Annotated in this window: 12 protein-coding genes; 8 read left to right on the forward strand and 4 right to left on the reverse strand. The window is 71.7% G+C overall.

Annotation, left to right across the window (positions count from 1 at the left end; all coding sequences use genetic code 11):
• Positions 1 to 50: 50 nt before the first annotated feature.
• The gene (locus ABZV77_RS30260; protein ID WP_356263467.1) at positions 51 to 959 is read right to left on the reverse strand and encodes a TIGR03619 family F420-dependent LLM class oxidoreductase; all 909 of its coding nucleotides are present in this window, start codon (positions 957 to 959) and stop codon (positions 51 to 53) included.
• Between the two features lie 173 nt (positions 960 to 1,132).
• On the reverse strand, positions 1,133 to 2,353 hold the full coding sequence (locus ABZV77_RS30265; protein WP_356263640.1) for an amidohydrolase family protein: 1,221 nt from the start codon (positions 2,351 to 2,353) through the stop codon (positions 1,133 to 1,135).
• 325 nt (positions 2,354 to 2,678) lie between these two features.
• Here ABZV77_RS30265 and ABZV77_RS30270 point away from each other — a divergent pair, with 325 nt between their 5' ends.
• The 3 genes from ABZV77_RS30270 (at position 2,679) to ABZV77_RS30280 (ending at position 6,427) form a co-directional block, all read left to right on the forward strand.
• The gene (locus tag ABZV77_RS30270) at positions 2,679 to 5,660 is read left to right on the forward strand and encodes a BTAD domain-containing putative transcriptional regulator (RefSeq protein ID WP_356263469.1); all 2,982 of its coding nucleotides are present in this window, start codon (positions 2,679 to 2,681) and stop codon (positions 5,658 to 5,660) included.
• Between the two features lie 205 nt (positions 5,661 to 5,865).
• A complete protein-coding gene (locus tag ABZV77_RS30275; RefSeq protein ID WP_356263472.1) occupies positions 5,866 to 6,042 on the forward strand; it encodes a hypothetical protein in 177 nt (58 codons plus the stop codon).
• A gap of 181 nt (positions 6,043 to 6,223) precedes the next feature.
• Positions 6,224 to 6,427, forward strand: a complete 204-nt coding sequence (locus tag ABZV77_RS30280; RefSeq protein WP_356263474.1) for a hypothetical protein — start codon at positions 6,224 to 6,226, stop codon at positions 6,425 to 6,427.
• A 433-nt stretch (positions 6,428 to 6,860) separates the two neighbouring features.
• Here ABZV77_RS30280 and ABZV77_RS30285 read toward each other — a convergent pair whose 3' ends face one another.
• On the reverse strand, positions 6,861 to 7,733 hold the full coding sequence (locus ABZV77_RS30285; RefSeq protein ID WP_356263477.1) for a hypothetical protein: 873 nt from the start codon (positions 7,731 to 7,733) through the stop codon (positions 6,861 to 6,863).
• 26 nt (positions 7,734 to 7,759) lie between these two features.
• Between ABZV77_RS30285 and ABZV77_RS30290 the strand changes: the two genes are divergently transcribed.
• Positions 7,760 to 8,413, forward strand: a complete 654-nt coding sequence (locus ABZV77_RS30290; RefSeq protein WP_356263479.1) for a hypothetical protein — start codon at positions 7,760 to 7,762, stop codon at positions 8,411 to 8,413.
• Between the two features lie 74 nt (positions 8,414 to 8,487).
• The gene (locus ABZV77_RS30295) at positions 8,488 to 8,880 is read left to right on the forward strand and encodes a VOC family protein (protein ID WP_356263482.1); all 393 of its coding nucleotides are present in this window, start codon (positions 8,488 to 8,490) and stop codon (positions 8,878 to 8,880) included.
• Here ABZV77_RS30295 and ABZV77_RS30300 read toward each other — a convergent pair.
• Positions 8,870 to 10,477, reverse strand: a complete 1,608-nt coding sequence (locus ABZV77_RS30300) for a FadD3 family acyl-CoA ligase (RefSeq protein WP_356263485.1) — start codon at positions 10,475 to 10,477, stop codon at positions 8,870 to 8,872. The genes ABZV77_RS30295 and ABZV77_RS30300 overlap by 11 nt on opposite strands.
• Positions 10,478 to 10,579: 102 nt before the next feature.
• On the opposite strand from ABZV77_RS30300, the gene ABZV77_RS30305 reads away from it, so the two are divergent.
• From ABZV77_RS30305 to ABZV77_RS30315, 3 genes are all read left to right on the forward strand, one after another.
• The gene (locus tag ABZV77_RS30305) at positions 10,580 to 11,728 is read left to right on the forward strand and encodes a lipid-transfer protein (RefSeq protein ID WP_356263486.1); all 1,149 of its coding nucleotides are present in this window, start codon (positions 10,580 to 10,582) and stop codon (positions 11,726 to 11,728) included.
• Between the two features lie 89 nt (positions 11,729 to 11,817).
• Positions 11,818 to 12,267 (forward strand): OB-fold domain-containing protein, encoded by a 450-nt coding sequence (locus tag ABZV77_RS30310; RefSeq protein ID WP_356263489.1) that lies wholly within the window; start codon positions 11,818 to 11,820, stop codon positions 12,265 to 12,267.
• Complete coding sequence (locus ABZV77_RS30315; RefSeq protein ID WP_356263492.1) at positions 12,264 to 13,049, forward strand: enoyl-CoA hydratase/isomerase family protein; 786 nt, start codon at positions 12,264 to 12,266, stop codon at positions 13,047 to 13,049. Before ABZV77_RS30310 ends, ABZV77_RS30315 begins: the two co-directional genes overlap by 4 nt.
• The last annotated feature ends 106 nt before the right edge of the window (positions 13,050 to 13,155 follow it).

Here is a 13,155-nt window from a genome sequence, read left to right on the forward strand (position 1 = left end):
CACTGTCACTGCTCGCTACTCGTTACGCGCTACTCACTGCTCACCACTCGCTACTCGTTGAGGTGCGGAGCCACGTCGGCCGCGAACGCCGCCATCTGGTCGGTGAGTTCGCTGCGGCTCCGGCTGCGGAAGCGCACCTGGATCTGGTCGACGCCCATCGCCCCGTACGCACGCAGGGACTCGGCGACGGCGTCCGGCTTCCCGGTGATCGTGCGGCGCCCCACGGACCAGGCGGGCTGACCGACGTACAGCGCCTCGGTGATCGCGCCGACGACGAGGCGCTCCTCGACCCCCGCCTCCGCCCGCAGCCGCTTGAGCCGCTCGATCTGCGCGGGCAGCTTGTGGCGCGGGTCGCCCTGCGGCAGCCAGCCGTCGGCGCGGGTCGCGGCGCGGCGCACGGCGGCGGGCGAGGAGCCGCCGACCCAGAGGGGGACGTGGCGCTGGGCCGGGCGGGGCAGCTGCCCCAGGTCCTTGAAATCGAAGCGCTCGCCCCGGTGTTCGGGATACTCCTCGGGGCCGAGGGCCGCCTTCAGCGCGTCGACGGTCTCGTCGAGGATCGGCCCGCGCCGCGCGAAGTCCACGCCGAGCACCTCGAACTCCTCCTCCACGTGACCCGCACCGACCCCGAGGATCAACCGGCCGCCGCTGAGGCGGTCGAGGGTCGCGTACTGCTTGGCGGAGAGGAGGGGGTGGCGCAGGCCCACGATGGCGACGTGGCTCATCAGCCGGACGTTCTCGGTGACGGCGGCGAGGTGGGCGAGCGTGGCCACGGGGTCGTACCAGACGGTGCTCATGGCGTCGGCGAGGCGGCGCGGGATGGCGACGTGGTCGCAGCTCGCGATGTAGGCGAAGCCGGTGCGGTCGGCGGTGCGGGCGATCTCGACGAGGTCGTCGGGGCCCGCGTCCGCCTCCCAGGGCTCGGCGTAGAGGGAACTCTGAGACTGAACGGGCAGCTGCATCCCATAGACGATCCGCCCCACGGGAAACACCTCCCCCAGACCACCACTCACGGTCCACCCACCCTTCCCCGCCCTGCATCTGACGGCACGTCACATCAACGGACGCACACATAGTCGTAGCTGACGCACCGTCAGACAAGAGGCAGGGAGAGGCGGGCGCATCGCCGGGCGGGCTACGCGCCGGGCCAGAGGCCGGTCTCCGTCAGACCCAGCAGCTCAATCGCATTGCCCCGCACGATGCGGTCCACGACGTCGGGCGCGAGATGTCCCATCTGCGCCTCGCCGACCTCCCGCGACTTGGGCCAGGTGGAGTCGGAGTGCGGGTAGTCCGTCTCGTACAGGACGTTCCCGACCCCGATGGAGTCGAGGTTCCGCAGGCCGAACGCGTCGTCGAAGAAGCAGCCGAAGACGTGCTCGGTGAAGAGCTCGGACGGCGGGCGCGTGACCTTGTCGGCGACGCCGCCCCAGCCACGGTTCTCCTCCCACACGACGTCCGCGCGCTCCAGGATGTACGGGATCCAGCCGATCTGACCCTCCGCGTACATGACCTTCAGATTCGGGAAGCGCTCGAACTTGCCGCTCATCAGCCAGTCGACCATCGAGAAGCAGCAGTTGGCGAAGGTGATGGTGGAGCCGACGGCGGGCGGCGCGTCCGCCGAGGTCGACGGCATTTTGCTGGACGAGCCGATGTGCATGGCGACGACCGTGCCGGTCTCGTCGCAGGCGCGCAGGAAGGGGTCCCACGCGTCGGTGTGGACGGACGGCAGGCCGAGGTGGGGCGGAATCTCCGAGAAGGCGACCGCGCGCACCCCGCGTGCGGCATTGCGCCGCACCTCCGCGGCGGCGAGCTCGGGATCCCAGAGCGGGATGAGGGTGAGCGGTATGAGGCGGCCGCCCGCCTCGGGCCCACACCATTCCTCCACCATCCAGTCGTTGTACGCACGCACCGAGAGGAGCCCGAGGTCCCGGTCCTTGGCCTCCGTGAACGTCTGCCCGCAGAAGCGCGGGAAGGTGGGGAAGCAGAGGGCGGACTGGACGTGGTTCACATCCATGTCGGCGAGCCGGTCGGGCACGCTGAACGAGCCCGGCCGCATCTGCTCGTACGTGATCACCTCCAGTTTGATCTCGTCCCTGTCGTAGCCGACCGCGGTGTCGAGGCGGGTGAGCGGGCGGTGCAGATCCTCGTAGATCCACCAGTCCCCAATGGGCCCGTCCTCGCCCTTTTCCCCCATTACCGGGGCGAACTTGCCCCCTAGGAAGGACATTTCCCTCAGGGGTGCGCGGACGATCCTGGGGCCGCGGTCCTGGTACTTGGACGGGAGCCGGTCCGTCCAGACGTTGGGGGGTTCGACCGTGTGGTCGTCCACCGAGATGATCTTCGGGAAGGTCTCCATGGTCTCCATGGAGCCCACGGTAGCGCCGATCTGACGACCCGTCAGCTACTCGTACGCGGACGAATGCCGGACGGCGCAGGGGCGGCCGGAGGTGTGGCGCGGGGGCGGCGTGCGCCGGTCGTGGCGGGAAAGCAATGCGGAATGTCGTGCGAGGACCCTGTGAGAGCCGTCTCGCACGGCTGACGCATCCCCCATGAACAAGGCAAACTGGCGGGGAGCAAGAACCCGGCAGGACCGAAGGGGCCGCACGGCGGCTTACGCACCACCGCGGGCGGGCAGACCCGCGACCGGCAGGATTGGGAACGGCAGGGCGGCAGGGGGAGCGATGGTCGATGTACCGCGAGTACCGGAGCAGCGGCGTCCGGCCTCGGGGAACACCCCCGAGGAGCGGACCGAGGGGCACCCCCCCGAGGTCCCGACGTCGCGCTTCAGCGTGCTCGGACCGGTGCGCGCGTGGCACGGCCCGGATCAGCTCAACACCGGCTCCCCGCAGCAGAGGGCGCTGCTCGCGGCCCTCCTGCTGCGCGAAGGACGCACGGCCACGGCCTCGGAGCTGATCGACGCGCTCTGGGGCGAGGAACCGCCGTCCCAGGCACTGGCAGCGGTACGTACGTACGCGTCCCGGCTCCGCAAGGTGCTGCCGCCCGGCGTCCTGGTCAGCGAGTCCGGGGGCTATGCGGTCCAGGTCGCGGACGGCGCGCTGGACCTGGCCCTGGCGGAGGACCTCTGGTCGGCGGCGGAGAAGGCCCGCAGCACGGGCGACCTCTGCCAGGCGCGGACGCTGGTGAACAAGGCGCTCGGCCTGTGGGACGGCGAACCCCTCGCCAACGTCCCGGGGCCCTACGCGGACACGCAGCGCACCCGCCTCGACGAATGGCGGCTGCAGCTCCTCGAGACCCGCCTCGACATGGACCTGGAGCAGGGCTGCCACGCGGAGGCGGTCTCCGAGCTGACCGCGCTGACCGCGGCGCACCCGCTGCGGGAGCGGCTGCGGGAGCTGCTGATGCTGGCGCTGTACCGCAGCGGACGCCAGGCCGAGGCCCTCGCCGTCTACGCGGACACCCGCCGCCTGCTCGCCGACGAGCTCGGCGTCGACCCGAGGCCCGGCCTCAAGGAGCTCCAGCAGCGCATCCTCCAGGCCGACCCCGGCCTCGCGGAGCCCTCGGTGCCCTCGCAGGAACCGGCCACGACGGTGGTGCGCCCGGCGCAGCTCCCGGCGACGGTCCCCGACTTCACGGGCCGGGCGTCCTTCGTGGACGAGCTGGGCGACATCCTGTCGACCGCCGAGGGCCGCGTGATGGCGGTCTCGGCGCTTGCGGGCATCGGCGGCGTCGGCAAGACGACCCTGGCCGTCCACGTCGCCCATGTCGCGCGCGCCCACTTCCCCGACGGCCAGCTGTATGTGGACCTGCAGGGCGCGGGCGCGCGGGTGGCCGAGCCGGAGACGGTCCTCGGCGCCTTCCTGCGCGCCCTCGGCACGGCCGACTCGGCGATCCCGGACTCCCTGGAGGAGCGGGCCGCCCTGTACCGCTCGGTCCTCGACGGGCGCCGGGTCCTCGTCCTCCTGGACAACGCGCGCGACGCGGCGCAGGTCCGTCCGCTGCTGCCCGGCATGGAGGGCTGCGCGGCCCTGGTCACCAGCCGCGTCCGCATGGTCGACCTGGCGGGCGCGCACCTGGTGGACCTGGACGTGATGTCCCCCGAGGAGGCCCTTCTCCTCTTCACCCGCATCGTCGGCGAGGAGCGGGTCAGCTCGGAGCGCGAGGCGGCCCTGGACGTGGTGGCGGCGTGCGGTTTCCTGCCGCTCGCCATCCGCATCGCGGCCTCCCGGCTCGCGGCCCGCCGCACCTGGACGGTCTCCACGCTCGCGGCGAAGCTGGCGGACGAGCGGCGCCGCCTCGACGAGCTCCAGGCGGGCGACCTCGCGGTCAAGGCAACGTTCGAGCTGGGGTACGGCCAGCTGGAGCCCGCCCAGGCCCGCGCGTTCCGCCTCCTCGGCCTCGCGGACGGCCCCGACCTGTCCCTCGCGGCGGCCGCGGCGGTCCTCGACCTCTCCCTGGACGAGACGGAAGACGTCCTGGAGTCCCTGGTCGACACGTCCCTGGTCGAATCCGCGGCCCCCGGCCGCTACCGCTACCACGACCTCGTCCGCCTCTACGCGCGTGCCTGCGCCGAACGCGACGAGCAGCCCCCCGGCGAACGGGCCGCGGCGCTCTCCCGCCTCCTGGACTTCTACCTGGCCTCCGCGGCCCGGGTGTACGCGATCGAACGCCCCGGCGACCGCACGGTGGACCACCTGGAGCGCACGGAACACGCGGGCCAGGACTTCAGCGACGACACGAAGGCCCTGGACTGGCTCCACTCCGAGGCGGCGTGCATCTTGGCCTGCGTGCAGCAGTCTTTGGGGGCGGGGATGTTGCGGCGGGCGGTCGACCTGCTCCTTGCCTCCAAGGACCTCGCGGAGTCGGGGGCGAGCTCGCTCCGCTACGAGCTGGCCACGGCAGCCGCGCGGGACGCCGCCGCGGCGGCCGGGGATGCCTATGCCGAGGGCCGGGCGCGCGTCAGCCTCGCGCAGGTCATCATGCGGATCGGCGGCCACTTCGAGGCGGCCGCCGCCGAGCTGGCGCGCGCCGCGCAGCTCGCCGTCGACTCGGAGGACCCCTGGACCAGCGGAAACGCCCCGAACGAGCAGGGGATCGCGGCCGCCTGCATGAAGCAGTACGCCGAGAGCGAGAGCTTCTTCCTCAAGGCGATCGAGGCCTTCCGCGCCGACGACAACCGCCCTGGCGAGGCCAGCGCGCTGTGCAACCTCTCCCGTGTGCTCGTCTCGGTCGGACGTACGGCCAAGGCCATCGAGATCGCGGAGCAGGGCGTGCACATCTACGACGACCTCGGACTCACCCTCCGCCTGGCCAACGCGAAGTACGCGCTGGGGATCAGCCTCAGCCATGCGGGCCGGCACGCCGATGCCCTCGACCACCTCACGGACGCGCTGCAGATGTTCGTCGAGAACCGCCAGCGGCTGTGGGAGGGGACCTCCCACTACCGGATCGCTCAGGTGCACCTCCAGGCCCGCCGTCCGGCGCTCGCGGCGAAGCACGCGGAACAGGCTCTGGCGACCGGCTGCATCGGCGGCGACTGGATGCGCGCCAATGTGCTGACCGTCCTGGGAACGTCACTCGACAGCCTCGCGCAACTGGACCGTGCACGGGCATGCTGGCAGGAGGCGCTGGCCATCCACGAAGGCTCAGGAGCGCTGGAGGCCGATGAGGTGCGGGCACTCCTCAACCCGGTCGCAGCCGCCTGACAGGCACGTCCGCGGCGTTCATCGAACGTTTATGAGTGGCTGCCACTCTCTACACATCGATCCGTCGCGTCGGGGGGCAGACGGGTCGCATGGGGCCCCACAGATAGGGTGAGCGGCCCAAGAACGCCCGTTCGGCGACCCTCGGGGGAGTTGCCGAATGGGCGTTCTGCCCCACAGACCTGTCGAATCCAGGGGAGTTGCCACCATGAGCGAAGCCAAGAAGAACATCACGGTCAAGAAGGACGGCCACATGCCCGCCCCGCCCAAGGACGGCACGGCCACTCCGCAGGGCGACGGTCACATGCCCACCCCACCCAAGAAGGACGGCATCACCGTCCAGCACGACGGCCACATGCCCGCCCCGCCGGCCGAGGACGCCTGAGACTTTCATCCCGACGGGGGTCGGCCGCGGCGGCGCGGAGGGGGAGCCGCCGCGGCCGACGCATGTCCGGAGCCTGGTTCAGGCCATTCGAGGCGGGAACCAAAGAGATATCTCGAACAATCGTGCCACCCGCAACTAGCGTCCTTGTCAGCCAAAAGTTGCGTCTTTCAAGGGAGTTGGAATGAACCGCACCAAGAAGGTCCTCATCACCCTCGCCGTAGCGGCCGCCGCCGCGGGCGGTGCCGCGAGCCCCGCGCTCGCCGACAGCCACCTTCCGGTCGCCCCGCGGAGCGACAGCCACATCCCCGTCTCGCCCCCGGGCGAGGGACACATGCCGACCACCCCGCAGGGCGAGGGGCACATGCCCGCACCGCCGCGCGTCTGACGCGGCGGCGCGGCCGACCGGGGCGGCCGCCGCCGAGGCGTGGGGCGCCGGTGTCGGCGGCGGCCGCGTGTGCGCGCCGGCGCAGCGGCTCCCCTCCACGTACCGGCGCACACGCGCCCTCACGGCACCGGGGCGCGCGGGAGTGCACCCCGGTTGGACGGGCCGAAAGGGCATGGGCCGGAGCTGTGCGAGGTCGGCGGTACGGCTCCGGCCACCCACGGGCCGCTGGGACGACCCGAGAGATTCGGGGGTCCGGGGACCGGGGACCGGAAGCGGTTGATGCTCGGTTGGTGCTCGGGAGGAGTGCCCTCACGGGCTCTGCTCCCTTGTGAGGCTAGGCCCGTCACGCACCCGGCGGAACCCCGTGTCTGCACCAGCGTTCCTGGGGCAGACCCCGTAGGGCGGACGGACACCCGGGGCGGGGCCCCGGACCCTAGGCCGCCGACAGGCGTTGCAGCGAACGCTTCAGGGCCGTCACGAACGCGTCCCGCGTCTCCTCGTCGAGAAGGTCCAGGGAGAGGTACGGATTAAGGTCCTCCAGTTCGACCAGGAGGAGCTCCCCGGACGGCGCCCGGCACGCGTCGACGCGCTGGATGCCGTGGTCGACCGTGTTCCAGTCGATGAAGCGACGGGCGAAGGCGAGGTCGGCGTCGGTGGGCGCGTACCGCTCCAGGTGCCAGCGCCTGGCGGGGTCCGGCGCGTGCAGCGCGTACTGGAACGCGTCGTCCACGAAGTAGAACGACACCTCGTACGTGAAGTCGACGCACGGCTGGATCAGGATGCCGTCCGGGCCGGGGGTCAGCCCCGCGAGCCCCTCCCCCGACACGAACTCCAGGCCGATCGAGTCCGCGCCCGCCTTCGGCTTGACCACGTACGTCGGCGTCTGCGGAAGCCGGCCGACGTCGCGCGGGTCGTCGACCGTGGGGATCACGAGGAGTCCCGCCGCCGTCAGCTCCAGCAGATACTGCTTGCCCACCATGTCCGCCTTGCCGGACAGCTGGTTGTAGACGCGCGCACCGCAGTTCCTCGCCCGTTCCGTGAAGTCGTCCCACTGCTCCTGGTAGTGGATGACCGGGCCGCTGTTGCGGACCACGACGGTGTCGAAGGCACCCGTCTCCATCAGGGCCGCCGAGTCGGCCGGGTGGCACAGGGCCACGTCGAAGTCCTCGCGGAGGCGGGTGGTGAGGTAGATGTCCTCGTCGCAGTAGCGGCGGCCCTTCGCCTGGTAGGCGAGGTCCGTGACGAAGAGGATGCGGGGGCGGGGGGCCGGGCGGCCGACTCCCTCGCCGGACGGGGCTATGTGCATCGCGCAATCGTGACACAGTCATGCACATGGCCACCTTGACGGACATCTCGACGTACGGAACGCGGCGGACGAACCACCGAAGACCCCTGGCCGCCACCCTCCTCCTGTGCGCCGCCACCGCCCTCACCGGCTGCGGCGACGAACGCCCCGGCACGGCGTCGGCGCCCGCACCCACGTCCACCCCCACCGCCGCGTCCGCCTCCCCCTCCGCCTCCCCGTCCCCCGGCGCCTCCCCCTACGTGGAGCCCGGAGTGGTCGACGGTGCGCCCCACAACCGGGAGAACAACGCCTACCGCCGCCCCGGCGAGATGTCCGTGTCCGGCCAGATGGACGCGCACAGCGAGGTCGCCCGCATGAAGCCGGTCCTGGAGCGGCTCTGGAAGGCGGAGAAGTGGGATCCGGAGAGCGTGCGCGCCGAGCTCACCGGCAAGCTCGGGTACGAGGATCTGGCGCGGAGCAACGGGAACAGCGAGCTGCACGGGGGCGAGCTGAGGGTCCAGGAGATGTACGAGACCTCCGAGGACGACAACGAGGGCCTCACCCCGGAAGGGGCGATGATCGGGCTCTACGTAGGGGAGGACGCCTGCGTGACCGCCTTCGTCGACAAGACCGGATACGGCGCCGAGGCGAACGGCCGCTTCCCGGAGACCGGCTGCATCCGGCCGCCCACCGGACACTGAGCCGCACCGAACTGCCCGTACCCCAAGCGAATTTCCGTGGACAACCACGCCCCGCGCAGCGAATAGTGCCGCCCATGACTTCTCTCGTACGCCATCTCACGTTCGACGCCCACGACGCCTACCGCCAGGCCACCTTCTGGGCCGAGGTCCTCGACGGCAAGCTCGCCGACGACGACTTCCCCGGTGACCCGGAGGCCCTGGTGACGGCCGACGGCATCGCCCTGCTCTTCGTGACCGTGCCGGACACCAAGTCCGTCAAGAACCGGCTGCACATCGACCTCCAGCCGCAGGACCGCACCCGCGACGAGGAGGTCGAGCGGCTCCTCGGGGTCGGCGCGAAGCTGCACGAGGACCACCGGCGGCCGAACGGCCGGGGCTGGGTCACCCTCACCGACCTGGAGGGCAACGAGTTCTGCGTGGAGCTCAGCGGAGCCGAGCGGGACGCGTTGAGCGCGCCTACCGAGTAGCCCCGCCCCGCAGCTCCCCCTTGACCACCTTCCCGCTCGCGTTCCGCGGCAGCTCCGCCACGAACTCGACGCTCCTCGGCACCTTGTAGTTCGCCATCTCCCGCCGCGCCCACGCGATCAGGTCGTCCGCGGTGACCACGGCCCCGCGGCGCCGCACCACGTACGCCCTGCCGACCTCGCCGAGCCGCGGATCGGGCACGCCGATCACCGCGACGTCGGCCACGTCGGGATGAACGCCGAGGAGCTGCTCTATCTCGGCGGGGTAGGCGTTGAAGCCGCCGACGATGAACATGTCCTTGATCCGGTCCGTGATGCGGAGGTTGCCCTCCGTGTCGAGGACGCCGACGTCACCCGTCCGCAGCCAGCCGTCCGGGGTCACGCACCGCTTCGTCCCCGCCGGGTCCTCGAAGTAGCCCTGCATGACGTGATGGCCGCGGACGAGCACCTCGCCGGGGTGGCCCGGCGCGAGCGGCTCACCGGCGGGGGTCACCACCCGCACCTCCGTGTCGGGGATGGCGCGGCCCGACGTCGACGCGATCACGTCGGCCGGGTCGCCGCGGCGGCACATCGTGACGATGCCGCTCGCCTCCGAAAGTCCGTACGCCGTGAGGACGGTGGCGATGCGCAGCTCCGCCCGCAGCCGCTCCACCAGTTGCAGCGGCACCACCGCGGCGCCGGTCACCACCAGGCGCAGCGCGGAGAGGTCGTACTGGTCGCGGGAGGGGTGGTCCAGGAGCGACTGGTGCAGGGTGGGCGGGCCCGGCAGGACCGAGATGCGCTCCGACGCGACGTTGGCGAGGACCGTGTCCACGTTGAAGACGGGTTGCGGCACCATCGTCGCGCCCCGCATCAGGCACGCGATGATCCCGGCCTTGTAGCCGAAGGTGTGGAAGAACGGGTTCACGATCAGATAGCGGTCGCCCTCGCGCAGCCCGGCCAGGTCGGACCACACGTCGTAGCAGCGCAGGGTCTGCGCGTGGGTGATGACGGCGCCCTTGGGGCGGCCCGTCGTGCCCGAGGTGTAGATGATGTCGGAGGGCGCGGATCCTTCGACGGAGGCCGCGCGGGTGCGGACCACGGCCGGGTCCACGGTGTCGCCGCTGGCCAGGAAGTCCTTCCAGGTGCGGAAGTCCTGCGGGGCGTCGTCGGCGAGCACGACCACCTGGTCCAGGTGCGGAAGGCCCGGCAGCGGCCCGTCCCCCGGCCCCTCGGCCGCGGCGCGGCGCAGCGAGGCGACGTACGAGGTGCCGAGGAATGTGCCCGTGACGAAGAGGATCTTCGCGCGGCTGCGGGCCAGGACGTACGCCGCTTCCGTGCCCTTGAAGCGGGTGTTGAGGGGAACGAGGACCGCTCCGGCGCTGACGGCGCCGAGCGCGGAGACGATCCAGTCGAGGGTGTTCGGCGCCCAGACGGCGACGCGGTCGCCCGGCTCGACTCCGTTGGCCACACAGGCGGCCGCGGCGTGCTCCACGCGCTCGCCCAGTTCCGCATACGTGATGCGGGTGCGGCCTTCGACGACCGCCTCCCGCGAGCCGTACCGGTCGGCGGCCGCCCGCACCAGTCCCGGGATGCTGCCCCACTCCAGGTCGCCGCGCATCGCAAGCCCTTCCCACTAGCTGACTATCCGTCAGATTAGCTGTAGCCTGACGCGCTGTCAGCAGTGGTGACACGCTCGCGACAGGCGGAGGTGCCGTTGCCCATGGCTTCACTCAAGGACGCTACAGCGATAGTCGGGATCGGCCAGACCCCGTTCGCCAAACAACTCCCCAAGAGCGAGAAGGAGTTGGCGTGCAGGGCGATCGTCGCCGCGCTCGACGACGCAGGCATCGCGCCGTCCGAGGTCGATGCCTTCGCCTCGTACACGATGGAGGAGACCGACGAGGTCGAGGTCGCCAAGGCCGTCGGCGCGGGCGACGTGACCTTCTTCAGCAAGGTCGGCTACGGCGGCGGCGGCTCCTGCGCCACCGTCGCGCACCTCGCCTCGGCCATCGCGACCGGCCAGGCGAGCGTCGGCATCGCCTGGCGCTCCCGCAAACGCGGCAGCGGCCCCCGCCCCTGGAAGAACACCGCGGTCCAACTCCCCACGCCCGCCCAGTGGACGCGCCCCTACGGCCTGCTCCGCCCCGCCGACGAGATCGCGATGCTCGCGCGCCGCCACATGCACGAGTTCGGCACGACCCGCGACCACCTCTTCAACGTCGCCCTCGCCTGCCGCAACCGCGCCAACCAGAACCCGGCCGCGATGATGTACGAGCGCCCGCTGACCCGCGACATGTATATGACGTCGCGCTGGATCAGCGAGCCGCTCTGCCTCTTCGACAACTGCCTTGAAACGGACGGCGCGTTGGCGTGCGTGATCGTCTCCGCCGAGCGGGCACGCGACTGCCGGCAGAAGCCGGTGTACGTCCACTCCGTCGCGCAGGGCCTGCCCTCCCAGCACCACGGCATGGTCAACTACTGGAACGACGACCCGCTCTCGGGCCCCGCCTGGACGGCGGCCCGACACCTCTGGAAGCAGGCGGACTTCGGCCCGCAGGACGTGGACGTGGCCCAGATCTACGACGCGTTCACCCCGCTCATCCCGCTCTCCCTGGAGGGCTACGGCTTCTGCGGCCGCGGCGAGGGCGGCGCGTTCACGGAGGGCGGCGCCCTGGAGAGCGGCGGCCGCCTCCCCATCAACACGGGCGGCGGCGGCCTCAGCGAGGCGTACGTCCACGGCTTCAACCTCATCAACGAGGGCGTGAAGCAACTCCGGGGCACCAGCACGGCCCAGGTCCCGGACGCGGGAACGTGCCTGGTGACGGCGGGAGAGGGCGTCCCCACGTCAGCGTTGCTGCTGAGGGCGTGAAAGGAGGCGCGGGCGGACCGTGCCCCTCAAGGGGCGCGGGGAACTGCGCGAGCAACCACGACGGACCCGCACCCGGGAGAGACCAGACCATGGCAGACGCGAAGACCGACGCACTCCTGACGCCCACCCCGGACGACGACGGCGCCCCCTTCTGGGAGTACGCCGCCCGGGGCGAACTACGAATACAAGCCTGCGCCGCCTGCGGCGAGCTGAGGTTCCCGCCCAGGCCCTGCTGCCCCCACTGCCAGTCCTTCGACAGCACCTGGCGGAAGATGAGCGGACGGGGCCGCATCTGGTCCTACGTCTTCCCGCACCCCCCGCTCCTGCCCGCCTACGCCGAGCAGGCCCCGTACAACGCGATCGTCGTCGAACTGGCCGACGCCCCGCGGATCCGTCTCGTCGGCAACCTCGTCGCGGCGCCCGACGCCCCGCTGGACTCCGTCGCCCCCGAGCGGCTGCGCATCGGGGCGAAGGTGCAGGTCGTCTTCGCGGACGTCGGCGGTGTCGTGGTCCCGCGGTGGATCCTGGAGCGCCCGTGACGTCCGCGACCGCCCTGCGCACGGCGGTCGACAAGGACACGGGCGTCGCGGTCCTGACCCTGGACCGCCCCGAGCGGCACAACGCGATCGACGTGCGGACGGCCGAGCGGCTCGCGGAGACCTGGCGGCAGTTCCGCTTCGACGACACGGTCCGGGCCGTGGTGGTGACGGGCGCGGGCGACCGGGCGTTCTGCACCGGCATCGACCGGGACGCGGACGTCCCCCAGCCCGGCTCCCCGTACATGATCGACGATCCGCTGATCGCGATCGGCCCGAAGGCCAACGACCTCTGGAAGCCCGTGATCGCCGCGGTCAACGGCATGGCGTGCGGCGGGGCCTTCTATCTCCTGGGGGAGGCCGAGTTCGTCGTGGCGGACGAGCACGCCACGTTCTTCGACCCGCACACCACGTACGGGATGGTCAGCGCGTACGAGACCATCCACATGGCGCAGCGCATGCCGTTCGGCGAGGTCGCGAGGATGGCGCTGATGGGCACGGCCGAGCGGGTCTCCGCCCGGCGCGCGTACGAGACGGGCCTGGTGTCCGAACTGACCGACCCCGGCGGCGCGTTGGCGGCGGCCGTGCGCGCCGCCGAGACCATCGCCTCGTACCCCACGGAGGCGGTGCAGGGCACGGTGCGGGCGGTCTGGTCGGCGAAGGAGGCGGCCCGCACGCAGGCCCTGGCGCACGCGCCCCATCTGATCGCCCTGGGCAACCTGCCGCCGGACCGGCAGGCGGAGCTGTTCATGCACCGCAGGAGCGGCGACTTCCGCACGAGGTGAGGGCGCCGGGGGCACGAGCCGGTCGCATGGCGGGCGTCACGCACTCGGCGTAGCGTCGATCTTGAGAGACGCGTACGGATGCGCTCAGCGAGTCGCGCGCACACGA

Source organism: Streptomyces sp. NPDC004732, from assembly GCF_040609235.1.
In the GTDB taxonomy this organism is placed as follows: Bacteria; Actinomycetota; Actinomycetes; order Streptomycetales; family Streptomycetaceae; genus Streptomyces.

What these genes read in the sequence shown, in the direction of transcription:
- ABZV77_RS30300 (WP_356263485.1), bottom strand. Translation starts at nt 10,477, where the DNA reads ATGCGCGGCGACCTGGAGTGGGGCAGCATCCCGGGACTGGTGCGGGCG.
- ABZV77_RS30295 (WP_356263482.1), top strand. Translation starts at nt 8,488, where the DNA reads ATGACTTCTCTCGTACGCCATCTCACGTTCGACGCCCACGACGCCTAC.
- ABZV77_RS30260 (WP_356263467.1), bottom strand. Translation starts at nt 959, where the DNA reads ATGCAGCTGCCCGTTCAGTCTCAGAGTTCCCTCTACGCCGAGCCCTGG.
- ABZV77_RS30280 (WP_356263474.1), top strand. Translation starts at nt 6,224, where the DNA reads ATGAACCGCACCAAGAAGGTCCTCATCACCCTCGCCGTAGCGGCCGCC.
- ABZV77_RS30305 (WP_356263486.1), top strand. Translation starts at nt 10,580, where the DNA reads ATGGCTTCACTCAAGGACGCTACAGCGATAGTCGGGATCGGCCAGACC.
- ABZV77_RS30310 (WP_356263489.1), top strand. Translation starts at nt 11,818, where the DNA reads ATGGCAGACGCGAAGACCGACGCACTCCTGACGCCCACCCCGGACGAC.
- ABZV77_RS30290 (WP_356263479.1), top strand. Translation starts at nt 7,760, where the DNA reads ATGGCCACCTTGACGGACATCTCGACGTACGGAACGCGGCGGACGAAC.
- ABZV77_RS30275 (WP_356263472.1), top strand. Translation starts at nt 5,866, where the DNA reads ATGAGCGAAGCCAAGAAGAACATCACGGTCAAGAAGGACGGCCACATG.
- ABZV77_RS30270 (WP_356263469.1), top strand. Translation starts at nt 2,679, where the DNA reads ATGGTCGATGTACCGCGAGTACCGGAGCAGCGGCGTCCGGCCTCGGGG.
- ABZV77_RS30265 (WP_356263640.1), bottom strand. Translation starts at nt 2,353, where the DNA reads ATGGAGACCTTCCCGAAGATCATCTCGGTGGACGACCACACGGTCGAA.
- ABZV77_RS30285 (WP_356263477.1), bottom strand. Translation starts at nt 7,733, where the DNA reads ATGCACATAGCCCCGTCCGGCGAGGGAGTCGGCCGCCCGGCCCCCCGC.